Source organism: Acinetobacter sp. YH12117, assembly GCF_013418865.1.
GTDB lineage: Bacteria > Pseudomonadota > Gammaproteobacteria > Pseudomonadales > Moraxellaceae > Acinetobacter > Acinetobacter indicus.
The window spans coordinates 1-13,334 of the sequence record NZ_VPBF01000057.1 but is presented as its reverse complement, the minus strand read 5'-3'; the positions used below and the strand labels follow the sequence as shown (position 1 = coordinate 13,334).

Annotated in this window: 9 protein-coding genes, 3 tRNA genes, 1 pseudogene and 1 other annotated feature; of the genes and pseudogenes, 8 read left to right on the top strand and 5 right to left on the bottom strand. The window is 47.2% G+C overall.

What is annotated here, in order from left to right:
• The 4 genes and pseudogenes from FTU55_RS13965 to FTU55_RS13950 all read right to left on the bottom strand — a co-directional run.
• Positions 1-783 (bottom strand): annotated as a pseudogene (locus FTU55_RS13965) (IS3 family transposase); the annotation flags it as partial.
• Positions 457-574: a sequence feature (AL1L pseudoknot), on the bottom strand. (Overlaps the previous pseudogene by 118 nt.)
• A gap of 179 nt (positions 784-962) precedes the next feature.
• Positions 963-1,052: transfer RNA gene (locus FTU55_RS13960), tRNA-Ser, on the bottom strand.
• Between the two features lie 87 nt (positions 1,053-1,139).
• Positions 1,140-3,176 carry an NADPH-dependent 2,4-dienoyl-CoA reductase gene (locus FTU55_RS13955; RefSeq protein ID WP_180047397.1) on the bottom strand — a complete coding sequence of 679 codons (2,037 nt, stop codon included), beginning with the start codon at positions 3,174-3,176 and terminating at the stop codon, positions 1,140-1,142.
• 104 nt (positions 3,177-3,280) lie between these two features.
• Entirely contained in the window at positions 3,281-3,634 is a 354-nt protein-coding gene (locus FTU55_RS13950) for a hypothetical protein (protein ID WP_005179182.1), read from the bottom strand.
• Positions 3,635-3,855: 221 nt separating this feature from the next.
• Here FTU55_RS13950 and argG point away from each other — a divergent pair, with 221 nt between their 5' ends.
• Positions 3,856-5,196 carry an argininosuccinate synthase gene (gene argG, locus FTU55_RS13945; protein ID WP_005179184.1) on the top strand — a complete coding sequence of 447 codons (1,341 nt, stop codon included), beginning with the start codon at positions 3,856-3,858 and terminating at the stop codon, positions 5,194-5,196.
• Between the two features lie 57 nt (positions 5,197-5,253).
• Here the strand turns inward: argG and FTU55_RS13940 are convergent, their stop codons facing one another.
• Complete coding sequence (locus FTU55_RS13940; protein WP_005179187.1) at positions 5,254-6,525, bottom strand: GGDEF domain-containing protein; 1,272 nt, start codon at positions 6,523-6,525, stop codon at positions 5,254-5,256.
• A gap of 148 nt (positions 6,526-6,673) precedes the next feature.
• Between FTU55_RS13940 and pyrC the strand changes: the two genes are divergently transcribed.
• The 7 genes from pyrC (at position 6,674) to FTU55_RS13905 (ending at position 13,177) form a co-directional block, all read left to right on the top strand.
• Complete coding sequence (gene pyrC, locus FTU55_RS13935) at positions 6,674-7,708, top strand: dihydroorotase (protein WP_034597856.1); 1,035 nt, start codon at positions 6,674-6,676, stop codon at positions 7,706-7,708.
• Positions 7,693-8,352, top strand: coding sequence for a ribonuclease T (gene rnt, locus FTU55_RS13930; RefSeq protein WP_075167718.1), 660 nt, complete (start codon positions 7,693-7,695; stop codon positions 8,350-8,352). The genes pyrC and rnt overlap by 16 nt, the downstream gene beginning before the upstream one ends.
• A gap of 20 nt (positions 8,353-8,372) precedes the next feature.
• Positions 8,373-8,448: transfer RNA gene (locus FTU55_RS13925), tRNA-Glu, on the top strand.
• A 155-nt stretch (positions 8,449-8,603) separates the two neighbouring features.
• Positions 8,604-11,099, top strand: coding sequence for a TonB-dependent siderophore receptor (locus FTU55_RS13920; protein ID WP_180047396.1), 2,496 nt, complete (start codon positions 8,604-8,606; stop codon positions 11,097-11,099).
• Positions 11,100-11,181: 82 nt separating this feature from the next.
• Complete coding sequence (locus FTU55_RS13915) at positions 11,182-11,340, top strand: hypothetical protein (RefSeq protein WP_005179197.1); 159 nt, start codon at positions 11,182-11,184, stop codon at positions 11,338-11,340.
• Positions 11,341-11,569: 229 nt separating this feature from the next.
• Positions 11,570-11,645, top strand: a tRNA-Glu gene (locus tag FTU55_RS13910).
• Positions 11,646-11,758: 113 nt separating this feature from the next.
• Positions 11,759-13,177: an amino acid permease gene (locus FTU55_RS13905; protein WP_005179201.1), complete on the top strand. Its 1,419-nt coding sequence runs from the start codon at positions 11,759-11,761 to the stop codon at positions 13,175-13,177.
• Positions 13,178-13,334: the final 157 nt, after the last annotated feature.

Here is a 13,334-nt window from a genome sequence, read left to right as displayed (position 1 = left end):
CGTGTCGATACTTTCCATCCAACAATTGCTCGTGAGAACACATCAATAATAAAGGCGGTATAGATCCAGCCTGAATTTGTTTGAATATACGTGAAGTCATCGACCTGAGCACTGCTTCGCAAGGGTCAGGATGATCAGCATTAAAATTCCGTTTCACTAAATCATCTGCTCGTTTTTGGTCATCTCGGTTACGGGTGGTTTGTTTATTCTTACCACGCCAAACACCTTGTATACCTAGCTTCTGCATCAATCGAGCAACTCTACAACGTGCGATAACATAACCTTAACGTTTCAATTGTTGCCAGACCTTACGCACACCGTATCGACCTGAACTTTCTTTCCAAATACGTTTAATTTGTTCAGCATGATGCTCATCATGTAGATCTCGTTTCGCTCGATGTTCCCTTGCGAAGCAATGCTTCTCATCAGCGAGATCTAAAGTTCGGTAATAGGTAGAAGCCGCGATCGGTAAAATCCTACAAATCGCATCAACACTATATCGATCTTTATTGTTATGGATGAAATCCACCATTATTTGTGTGGGCGGTCGAGCTCCGCCTGGGCGAAAAAAGCGGCTGCTTTACGTAGAATTTCGTTAGCACGTTGCAGTTCCTTATTTTCGCGTTCCAGTTGTTTAATACGCTCTTGATCTGAAAGCTGCTGTACTTTAACTGGATTTTGTTTATCTAAATATTTTTGATGCCAGGCACGAAGTGTTTTAGGAGTACAGCCAATCTTAGGTGCAATTGCGGTGATTGCAGCCCAATACGATGGATAGTCTCTCAGAATATTGACTCTCCGACAAACCCGGTACGGTTCACTCTATTTACCTATTATCCAAAGCCATCTGAATTATTTTTATTTTGATTATTCCAATCCAAAATTTTATGTGGGTTACAATGTGGGACAAAAGCACAAGCAAGGAAAAAGCCCTTGCAAATACAAGGGCTTATCTTAAAATTTGGCGGAAGCGGTGAGATTCGAACTCACGGAGGACTCACACCCTCGTCGGTTTTCAAGACCGGTGCATTAAACCGCTCTGCCACGCTTCCATGTGCGCCATAATACGAAGCTTTTTTCCATCTGACAAGTAAAAATTACATTCAAGTGACTCAAACGAATATTGTTTCATCAAATGTTTAAAGTTTGGCGGCCAATTCAGCACCTTCGCGAATGGCGCGCTTGGCATCCAGTTCCGCCGCCAGTTTTGCCCCGCCAATAATGTGATACTGCGCCAAGGTCTGCTGGCCATTTTCCGGCATAATCTCTTTGACCGATTCCTGCCCGGCACAGACCACCACGGTATCGACTCGCAATAACTGGTCATGGCTATCCATTTCTACCCACAAGCCTTCATCACCAATGGCTTTATATTGCACCCCGCGTAACATGCGTACGCCGTGCTTTTTCAGTTGTGCACGATGCACCCAGCCGGTGGTTTTACCTAAGCCGGCACCCAATGGCGTGGTTTTACGCTGCAACAAATAAATTTCACGCACAGGGGGATGAATTTCCGGTGCCTGCATACCGCCTTCAGATACATAGTGTGGATTTAAATCGACGCCCCACTCGCGTTTCCAGTCCTCCACAGGTTGCGGCTGTGGCTGCTGCTCCGGTTTTAATAAAAACTCGGACACATCAAAGCCAATGCCGCCAGCGCCAATTACCGCCACTTTATGACCGACAGGCGCGCCATTGAGTACTTCGGCATAAGACAGAACTTGGGGTAAATCGCTGCCCGGAATATTGAGTGTACGTGGCACCACACCAGTGGCAACAATCACCTCCTCAAAACCTTCACGTTCCAGCTGCTCGCGGTTAACTTTGGTATTCAGACGTACATCTACGCCAGTTTTTTCCAGCTGCACCTTAAAATAGCGGATGGTTTCGTGGAATTCTTCTTTGCCCGGAATCACTTTGGCCAGATTAAACTGCCCGCCGACATCGGCATTGGCTTCAAATAATGTCACCTGATGACCACGGCCTGCAGCCACCGTTGCAGCAGACATACCAGCGACTCCACCGCCCACCACGGCAATCCGTTTTGGCTGTTTGGTTTTAACATAGACCAGTTCGGTTTCATAAGCAGCACGCGGATTGACCAGACAGGTCGCGCGCTGGTTTTTAAAGGTATGATCCAGACAGGCCTGATTACAAGCAATACAGGTATTGATTTCATCGACCCGGTTGGTGGCTGTTTTATTGACCCAGAAAGCATCGGCCAGTAAAGGACGCGCCATCTGAATCATGTCGGCTTTGCCCGCTGCCAGAATTTCTTCGGCCGTATCTGGCATATTAATCCGGTTAGAAGCAATCACCGGAATCGACACTTGCTGTTTCACGGCTGCGGTGTAATCGACAAACGCCGCGCGCGGCACCGAAGTCACAATGGTCGGAATACGCGCTTCATGCCAGCCAATACCGGTATTCAGTAAAGTCACACCGGCCTGTTCCAAAGCTTTGGCTACCGTGATGACTTCATCCATAGTGTTGCCATCATGTACCAGATCCAGCATCGACAGACGGAAACAGATAATAAACTTATCGCCAATTTCTGCACGAATGGCTTTGACAATTTCCACAGCAAAGCGCATTCGGTTTTCAATCGGGCCACCCCAACGGTCATTGCGCTGATTGACATGACGGCTTAAAAACTGGTTTAGCAAATAGCCTTCAGAACCCATGATTTCCACGCCATCATAACCGGCTTTTTTGGCCAGACTGGCGGTTTTCACATAGTCCTGAATGGTGTTTAAAATCTGTTTATCGCTGAGTTGGCGCGGTTTAAATGGTGAAATTGGCGATTTAATCGGGCTAGCCGACACCACAAAAGGCTGATAGCCATAACGGCCGGCATGCAGAATCTGCAACAGGATTTTGGCGCCATGCTTATGTACCGCATGTGTCACCAGTCGATGCGGTGCAATATCCCCCAAGGTATTCATGGTGCCGCCGGCCGGTAATAACCAGCCCTGACGGTTCGGGGAAATCCCGCCCGTAATAATCAGGCCAACGCCGCCTTTGGCACGCTCACCAAAATAGGCCGCCAGTTTCGGATAATTATAAAAACGGTCTTCCAGACCGGTATGCATGGACCCCATCACCACCCGGTTTTTCAGGGTAGTAAAACCTAAATGTAATGGACTGAGCAGATGTGCATAGCTTGTTGTCATCATGTATTCCTGTACGCTGGCTTTGCAACTTGTTGCATAATACTGTAGCGATTTTTTATTATTTGTTTATGGCATTTTCAAAAAATTATCATGACAAACTGCCAATGTCAGTTCTGCCACTGCTTGCTGCTGCTTTTCCATAGTGCAATTGCACCGAGCACCGTGCCAATTGGAAAGCTTAATAACATTAGCACGGCCAAAATACGCGACAGTGTGCGTCCTTCACCATCGCCCCGTTTCACTTTTAAACAGGCGCTGATATTCAGATAAATCAACAGCAGCATCAAGGCCATCACAATCACTAAATTGACTGTGGCAATACTGCGCTGCTGATATTCCAGATACAGGAACACCACCGCACTAAAACTGAGTAAACCGGCATAAATACCATGAACCAGCGCCAGGGTTTCATTGCGGTTATTGTTGGAGATCAATGGGGGCGGTGTGACATTGGGCTGCATCGGCATTTCCTCTCTGTGGATATAAATTGTTCTATCATACTCAAGCCAGGAATGGGCTGCTGTGGCCGAAAATAAACTGAAACCGATGAAAAAAGTCTAACTTTTTTCAGAAAGCAAATTTTTCAGAAAACATCGTTTCGGAAAAGTGCTACAATAGCGCCATTTTCGAATTCTCCTTGGCCACCATTTTGGTTGCCTATATTCATAAGTTAGGACTCGCAATGACTGATAATGCAACGATCTTGCAAAGCGTACCAGTAGGCAAAAAAGTGGGTATCGCCTTCTCTGGTGGTCTAGATACTTCTGCTGCTTTATTGTGGATGAAACAAAAAGGCGCTGAACCTTATGCCTACACAGCAAACTTAGGTCAGCCAGATGAAGATGATTACGATGCTATTCCGAAGAAAGCAGAAGCCTATGGCGCAGTAAAAGCACGCTTAATCGACTGCCGTTTACAGCTTGCACTTGAAGGTATTGCTGCAATTCAGTGTGGCGCGTTCCACATTTCAACAGGTGGTGTGCCTTACTTCAACACCACACCACTGGGCCGTGCCGTTACCGGTACCATGCTGGTTACTGCCATGAAAGAAGATGACGTGAACATCTGGGGTGATGGCTCAACCTATAAAGGTAACGACATCGAGCGTTTCTACCGTTACGGCTTACTGACCAACCCGGCGCTCAAAATTTACAAGCCGTGGTTAGACCAGACCTTTATTGATGAGCTAGGCGGCCGTGCAGAAATGTCACAGTTCCTGATCGACAACGGCTTTGACTATAAAATGTCAAAAGAAAAAGCCTACTCGACTGACTCGAACATGCTGGGTGCAACGCATGAAGCTAAAGATCTGGAATACCTGAATGCCGGTATCAAGATTGTTGAGCCAATCATGGGCGTTGCGTTCTGGAAAGATGACGTTGAAATTGCACCTGAAGAAGTTTCAATTACCTTTGAAGAAGGTTTCCCGGTTGCACTGAATGGCCGTCGTATCGAAGATCCGGTAGAGTTCATTCTGGAAGCCAACCGCATTGGTGGCCGTCACGGTCTGGGGATGTCGGATCAGATCGAAAACCGTATCATTGAAGCGAAATCTCGTGGTATTTACGAGGCTCCGGGTATGGCGCTGCTGCACATTGCTTACGAGCGTTTAGTGACAGGTATTCATAACGAAGACACCATCGAACAATACCGTATTAACGGTTTACGTTTAGGCCGTTTACTGTATCAAGGCCGCTGGTTCGATTCTCAAGCACTGATGCTGCGTGAAACTGCACAGCGTTGGGTTGCGAAAGCCATTACTGGTACGGTGACTTTAGAACTGCGTCGTGGTAATGACTACACCATCATGAATACTGAATCTGAAAACCTCACCTATGAAGCTGAGCGTTTGACCATGGAAAAAGGTGATTCAATGTTCACGCCAATGGACCGTATTGGTCAGTTAACCATGCGTAACCTGGACATTACCGATACCCGTCAAAAACTTGGCATTTATACCGGTGCTGGTTTACTGGCCGTGGGTACAGGTTCTGCTGTTCCACAATTAAAAGACAAGAAATAAGTTGTCTCTATGAAAAAACCGCCTTCGGGCGGTTTTTTTGTGCTTGCTGTTTGGGATTTATTCCAGACCCTGCAGAATATCGCTGACCTGCGCGGTCTGATAATAAATCTGGTTCCGGCCGAGTTTTTTCGCCCGGTACAGCGCCTGGTCGGCACGGCTAATCAGATCATCCTTGGAAATCTCGAGCTCGCCTTTATACACGGTAAAACCCAGGCTGATGGTAATAATATCGGATACACTGGATTTTTCATGCGGAATGGCCAGCCGTTCAATTGCCCTAAAAATATTTGACGCCACCGCATAAGCACCATGCGCATCGGTTTCAGGCAGCAACACCACAAATTCTTCGCCACCATAGCGCGCCACAAAATCCATATGCCGGATCGCGTCTTTAATGGATTTGGCCACTGATGAAATGACTTCATCACCTTTTTGATGGCCATAAAAATCATTAAACAGCTTAAAGAAATCGACATCAATAAATAGCAAGGACAAGGGCCGTTCATCATGCCGCGCCTGCTCATAATAGCTGTTCAGCATTTCATCAAAGTTGCGCCGGTTCGACACTTTGGTCAGTGCATCATGCTGGCTTAAATGCAGCAATTCTTCACTGTTAATCCGGTTAATTTTCTCGCCGAGTTTCGCCTGCTGCATCACCAGAAAGATCATCCGCTCTCGGGTACACAGCATTTTACTCATTAAAAAACCCATCACTACGCTGCCGATGAGCACCCGCGCCATCACCATCACATCAATTGGAATGTAAAAGGTAAACAGCATGACCATGGTCATGACTGCCGCCATTAATCCGGTCAGCAGCATATGAAATGGTTTTACCCCGGTCAGCACATAGCCCATGATGTAAATGATACAGATGATCATCATGGCCTGATATTTCAGTGCTTCGGTATACACGGTCATGGTGAGCCAGGTCATCGACAGGATGGCCCAGAACACCAGCGCCATGGCGGCATAGGCAAAATAGCGCCGCAGGATTTTATAATGCGCAAAGAAAAACAGCGTCAGCAGACACAGACCACCATTGAGTAGCCCGAGCAGACAGCGGATAAAATCATGCCAGAAATGTTGCGGCTGGATAATCCAGTAATCCCCGGGAATGACCAGCATGGTCAGAATAAAATAGACCAGCACCCCCGACCAGAAATACTGGTTAATATTATGCCGGGCACGCTCCAAATACTGCTGCCAAAATTCCTGTTCCAGCTGTTTCGGAAACACCTGACCCGCGCTGCGTCGTTGCCGGGCAATCAGTGCCTCTATTTTTTCCTTGTCGTATTGCAATTGGACAAGCTTATATTTGTATTCCATTGACATAAAATATAATTTTTATAGTCGCTTAAAAATAACACAAAATGATAAAAATTAATTCAATATAAGGCATCTTTTGTCTAGATTTGACGTTATCATTGTCAGGTTTATAGATTATCATTCCATTTATTTTTCGATCGGCATCACCTTGAATACGATTACTCTTTTACAGCCAGATGACTGGCATGCTCACTTACGTGACGGTTTAGCATTAAAACGTACAGTTCCAGATCTTGCCAAACAGTTTGCACGTGCGATCTGTATGCCGAATCTTGTCCCGCCTGTAAAAACCGTGGAAGAAGCGATCAGCTATCGTGAACGCATTATGGCGCATGTGCCAGAAGGCGTGGCGTTTGATCCGCGCATGGTACTGTATTTCACCGATCAGACTTCGCCAGCCGAAGTGAAAAAAATTAAAGACTCCGAGCATGTCAATGCCATCAAGCTGTATCCGGCTGGTGCGACCACCAACTCGGACAATGGGGTCAGCGACATCCGTAAAGTCTATGCGGTGATTGAACAGTTAGAAGAACATCAGGTGCCGCTGCTGTTACACGGCGAAGTGACCCATCAGCATGTCGATATTTTTGACCGTGAAAAACGCTTCCTCGATGAAGTATTGGCACCTTTATTAAAACAGTTCCCGAAACTGAAACTGGTGCTAGAACACATCACCACCAGCGAAGCAGCACACTTTGTCCTGGAGCAGGACCGTAACGTAGCGGCTACCATTACTCCGCAGCATTTGCTGTTTAACCGCAATGACATGCTGGTTGGTGGAGTTAAACCGCACTTCTACTGCCTGCCTATTTTAAAACGTCAAACCCATCAGCAGACTTTGCTGGAAGTGGCGACCAGTGGCAACCCGAAATTCTTCCTCGGAACCGACAGTGCGCCGCATTCTAAAAATGCCAAAGAAAATGCCTGTGGCTGTGCCGGCTGCTATAGCGCACCAACCGCCATTGAGCTGTATGCGCAAGCCTTTGACCAGGTCGGTAAACTGGACCGCCTAGAAGGTTTTGCCAGCCACTTTGGCGCAGACTTCTATGGTTTGCCGCGTAATACTGGTACGATTACCCTGGTTAAAGAAGACCAAGTGATTCCTGCAAGTTTAGACTATTTGGATGGTGAACAGATTGTTCCGCTATATGCCGGTCAAACCATCCAATGGAGAAAAGTGTGACAGACGAAACTCTACCTTTAATTGGTCAGCGTTTCCGTGGATTCTTACCTGTTGTGGTCGATGTCGAAACAGCAGGTTTTAATTCGCAAACCGATGCCTTACTTGAAATAGCCGCCATTCCGATTGTGTTTAATGCGGAAGGCCATTTTGTTCCGGGTCAGGCCTATCATGCGCATATTAATCCGTTTGAAGGGGCCAATCTGGACCGTCGTTCACTCGACTTTATCGGGATTGATCCGTTCAACCCGATGCGTATGGCCATGGCTGAAGATGAAAAAACGGCGCTGAAACGTATTTTTAAATCCGTGAATGAAGTGCGTCGCCAGCAAAACTGTACTCATGCAGTGCTGGTCGGCCACAATGCGCATTTTGATCTGGGCTTTTTACAGGCGGCCATTGCCCGTACCAGTACCAAAAACCAGAATCCGTTTCATAGCTTTTCCGTACTCGATACCGTAACCTTAAGCGCGGTGATGTTCGGTCAAACAGTACTGGCCAAATCCTGTATTCAGGCCGGCATTGAATTTGATGGCAAAGAAGCGCACTCTGCCCTGTACGACACACAAAAGACCGCGGAACTGTTCTGTTATATTTTAAACAAACTCACCCCGCATCTACTTGACACCTTGGTGGCGGATCAATAAGATACCGCCATCTTCTAAACGTCCCTATCGTCTAGAGGCCTAGGACATCGCCCTTTCACGGCGGTAACCGGGGTTCGAATCCCCGTAGGGACGCCATCTCATTTCTCTCCCCTCCTGTTTGTTATTCATTCTTCTTTGCACAGCACTGTTGTTTATTTAAGCTGTTATTGCAAATAATTCTCATTTCTATTGATTAAGCCCATCAAGTTAATGATAATCGCTTGCATTATCTTTTACAAAAAACACATCTCATGCGTTTTGCCTATTCCAGCTTGTCTGTGGCCATTTTAAGCAGCTTCAGCTCCCTTAGTTTTGCTGAACAGATTCAAGAATCAGAACCTACCACCCTCTCTCCCTCGCTCAAACTGTCGACCATTGTGGTCGAGGCCAAAGAGGAAAATGCGCTGGGAAAAACAGTCTATAAACAGGAAGATTTAAAGAAAAGCCCGAATAGCAGCAAGAACATCACCGACTTTTTAAAGGTGAATCCGAACGTGCAGCTAGGTCACCGCTTTCGCAGCAGCTTGCAGCAAGGTGAACTGAACGCGGCCGATATCAGTATTAATGGCGGATTGGCTTACGATAACAAGATTCTGATCAATGGCCTCGCCATCAACAATACGATTAATCCGGTGGGGGCACAGCAATCCAATCATCCTAACCAGCTGATGGGCAATTCACAGGCTGCTGCCATCAATACCGACCTGCTGTGCAAACTGACAGTGTTAGACAGTAATGTCGGGGCGGAATATGGAGAATTTACCGGCGGCGTGATTTCTGCCGAAACCTGCGCACCACAAACCGAAATTGGTAAAATTCACGGTTCGCTCAGTTATGACTACACCTCAGATGCCTGGTCAAAAGTCAATTTCCCCTCTCAGGACAGCCGGGATGCTTTTGAAGATTCGAGCGATGAGTCGGCACAGCCCTACTTCACCAAACAGGGCATTAGCCTGAACAGTTATGGTCGGCTCAGTGAGCAATGGGGTTTTAATGCCTTTGCTTCATACCGGCATTCAGCCATTCCCTTAAAAACAGATTTTGCCGAATCAGGGCAATTTGAACAGCAGCGTCAGGCCCGCAATGCCGGTGTGGAATTATTTTATGATCCCTCTGAACGTATCTCGTTTAAGCTGGGCGCAAGCTTTTTGGAAAATGATGGACTGTATTTTAAATCCAATATCCGTGATTCTGAATCGACTCAACACTCGAACAGCCAGAACCTGTATTTTAATCTGAACAACCAGCTCGACAGTGTCTTGCTGACCCAGCAGCTGAACTATCAACGCCAGCAAGCAGGACGTCAGGCCGCCCAGAACCACTATAGCTGGCTCAACTCGAGCAGCAAAAACTGGGGCAAGGACAGATATAGTTTCGAAGGTCATATGGGTGGCTTAAAGCAGCAAGAAAGCCGGCTGGAATACACCATTAAAGCCCTGTTTGAGCCGATTGAAACCGCATCTTTACGGCATCAGTTTAAAATCGGGGCCGGCTATGGCCATTATGCTGCTTACTGGCAACGTCCTGAAACTGCCCATGTATATGCCACGCCTTTAAATTTAAACGGCGCCGACTGCCAGTCTGATAGCGGCACTCTATATGATGCCTGTGATACTGCACCGAGTCTGGATGGTAAATATCAAGGCCAGTATTTAAGTAGCAAAACCAGCTATTATGCTGGTCAGCTGGATATCCATCAGGATCGCTGGCATGCCTTTATTGAAGACCAGATTCACTGGAATCACTATCTGACCGCGACCTTGGGCTTCCGGAATGACTATGATTCTATCCATAAACAGAACAATGTTGCCCCCAGAACCGCGCTAGAAATCCGTCCTTTTGGCAATGAGTGCCTGACCCTGTTGGGTGGCTGGAACCGCTATTACGGGCTGAACGCATTTGTGAATGAACTGAATGACCGGATTGACCAGTTTGAGCAAAAATATACACGCGCGCAGCTGGAACAGGGCTGGACACCCAAAACCGCAGGAAAAACCAGTTTCACCTATCGCTCCAAGCTAAAAACCCCGTATAGCGATGAAACCGTACTCGGCCTGAGTTCCAAACTGCACAATACCGCACTCAGCCTGAAATGGGTCAACCGTGACAATCAGGACCAGTTACGCAAAACTAAAATGAATCTGGAAGATCTGAGTTATAGCTATGACAATCGCGGTCGCTCTGCATCCGATATTTATTCGCTTTCTATTCGTAACCTGGCGCCACTGGCATTTTTAGGCGCACAGCATCGTCTGGCCCTGAATGCCGACTATACCGAAACCACGCGCAATTTTGATCATTACGACAGCACCGATATCCTGACCGCCACCCTACAAGTCTATTATAAAGGGCAACTGATTGATGCCGAGGACCGCCCTGCCCATGAGTTTCATGTGCCGTGGACCGTGCGCCTGAACTGGGAGATGCAGTTTGACCGCCTGCCGCTAACGCTCAGCCATTTCCTGAGTTATCAGGGCAAAGTCAATGCCCTAAAGCGTGAGGCCAAAGGCTATACCGATGCACAAGGTGTGCAGCATGATGCCTATACGCCGTACACCACCCGGAACAAGTTTTATTGGGACTTAAAAGCCAGCTACCGGATTCCATCTTTTAAAAATACCCAGACCATTTTGGGCCTGACCATCAACAATGTCACCAACCGCGCCAACAGCTTTATTGACAGCAGCGGCAGCGCTCAGCCCGACATTGGCCGGCAGTTTATTGCCGATGTGACCTTTAAATTCTAGCGTGGAAACATACACAGGCTTGCGCTTTTGACCTGTGCATCCGCTATAATTGCAGTAATTTCCCATGCTGTTTTATAAGACAATGTTAAAAAAGATTTTTCTGGTTCTGATTATTTTGCTGCCTTCAGCACTTTATCTGTACATTGTGTCGCGTGATAGTAAAGCACCGCAAGCGCCCACACCGGCTGAACAGGCCGCGCCGCAACCACAAGCGCCTGAGTACCAAACCCCGGACCACTAAATGTGGTCTTTTTTATCTCCAGTACGATGAGTCGTGCAGATGCTCATTGGTTAAAATCCAGTGCAGATTGAAGTGCTTATTAAAAACCGGGTGGCCATCATCAAACGATAAATTTTCCAACAGCCTAAACAGATACTTTTTAGACAAATAAATCCAAATCGTGGAATTATTCCCGTCATCAAATTGACATCTTTGGGGCAAATCCCTAATATAGCCCTCACCTCGCAACGTCCCTATCGTCTAGAGGCCTAGGACATCGCCCTTTCACGGCGGTAACCGGGGTTCGAATCCCCGTAGGGACGCCATCTAAATCGCGCCAGACGATTACTTCTAACCCAATTGTTTTGATTATTGATTGCAGATTTGTAGTTTTTCTCTACAATAGCCTGCTTCTCTATTCTTTTATTCTCCTACTCTTATGCAGACATCTCATTCTCCGAATGATGCTACGCATCAGGGCAATTCTGCGCCTTTAAAACGCGCTATGAGTACTCGACATCTGGTTATGATTTCACTTGGTGGTGCAATCGGAACTGGTTTATTTTTAGGTTCGGGTGAAGTCATTGCACAAACGGGGCCTGTAGGTGCCATTCTTGCTTATTTTTTGGGCGGCGTGATCGCTTACATGGTTATGCTGTGTTTGGGCGAACTGGCTGTCCATATGCCTGAATCCGGTTCTTTTGGTGCTTATGCCAAACGTTATATTGGACCCGGAACAGGCTATACCGTCACCTGGCTGTACTGGCTAACCTGGTCAGTCACCCTGGGGACTGAATTTACCGCAGCCGCCCTGCTGATGCAGGAGTGGTTCCCGCACATCTCGATGTGGTTATGGACCATTATTTTTGGGGTATTTGTCTTTACCTTAAATATGGTGTCTAGCCGCTGGTTTGCTGAATCGGAATTCTGGCTGGCACTGGTCAAAGTCGTGACCGTGGTGGCCTTTATTCTGCTCGGTCTGCTGGCCATTTTCGGCGTGATCGGCTATCAGGGCTATGAATCTGCGCCGCTGTTTAGCAATTTAACCGCACAGGGCTGGTTCCCGGAAGGTTTATTCCCGATTTTCACCACCATGCTGATTGTGAACTTTGCCTTCTCTGGCACCGAACTGATTGGTGTGGCCGCTGGTGAAACCAAAGACCCGGCCAAAAACGTTCCAAAAGCCATCAACACCGCGATTTTCCGCCTGCTGATTTTCTTTGTCGGAACCATTCTGGTGGTGACTGCGTTATTGCCGCATCAGGAAGCCGGTCTGGCCGCTGAGGGCGTGAGTAGCAGTCCATTTGTGACCGTGTTCCAGCACATCGGGATTCCATACGCAGAAGATATTATCCGCTTCGTGATCATTACCGCCTTACTGTCTGCCGCCAACTCAGGTTTGTTTGCAGCATCGCGGATGATGTGGTCATTGTCGTATCAGAAGCAGTTGCCGCAGGTTTTCTCCAAGGTCAACTCGCGTGGTATTCCTTATGTGGCAGTGATGGTCACCATGCTGGGCGCAATGCCAGGCTTGCTGTCTGAGCAGTTTGCACCTGAGCTGATTTTTACCAACCTGCTCGGTATTGCGGCCTTTACCATGGTGGTGGTCTGGATGAGTATCTGCTTAAGTCATTTCAACTTCCGCCGTGAATGGTATAAACAGGGTCGTAGCGTGAAAGAGCTGGGCTTTGCCGCACCATTGTTCCCGATTGTGCCAATTCTGGGCTTTGTATTCTGTCTGATTACCTGTTTGAGTATGGTGTTTGATCCATCCATGCGCATCAGTTTCTTTGGCTGTTTAATCTTTATTGCAGCCTGCTATATCAGCTATTACCGTTTTTATCATAAAAAAATCTGATCAGGATTTGCAGTAAAGAGCGGCCCCGGCCGCATTGCTGTCCCACAATTTTTCACAAGAGGAAGCTCATTTGAGCTTCCTCTTGTTTTATGGGTATTTTATCGGGTGAAAATAAAGCTTTTAAAGTTCTTCTTTCAAACAAATTCACTTGAATTAT